The organism is Enterobacter sp. PTB (assembly GCF_051130085.1).
Taxonomy (GTDB): domain Bacteria; phylum Pseudomonadota; class Gammaproteobacteria; order Enterobacterales; family Enterobacteriaceae; genus Enterobacter; species Enterobacter ludwigii.
In genome coordinates this window covers 1-230 of the sequence record NZ_JBDKEE010000203.1, presented here as the reverse complement: position 1 = coordinate 230, position 230 = coordinate 1, and the positions used below count along the sequence as shown (strand labels likewise).

The 230-nt window shown below is 65.2% G+C and carries 1 protein-coding gene; it reads right to left on the bottom strand.

Annotated elements, in window-relative coordinates; translation table 11 throughout:
• Positions 1 to 230 (bottom strand): DUF2345 domain-containing protein (locus AAIR21_RS28245; RefSeq protein WP_434682890.1); only part of this gene is annotated, 230 nt, incomplete at both ends.

Genomic DNA, 230 nt, shown 5'->3' with positions numbered 1-230 from the left:
CACCCTGTGCCAGCGTCAGATAGCTGCCGCCACCGATAAGCGTGATACGCTTCTTTCCGCTCAGGGTAATATCGTCGCCGGCGCTGAGACTCAGCCGCGCCTGCGCCATCAACTGCATGCTCCCGTGTTGCGCCTGCGACACCACAGGGCCTTCGCCCGACTGCAGACGCATCGTCCCCCGGTGCGCAAACAGCCCAAGCTGCTCTCCGGCCATTGCCGTCATCGCCCCC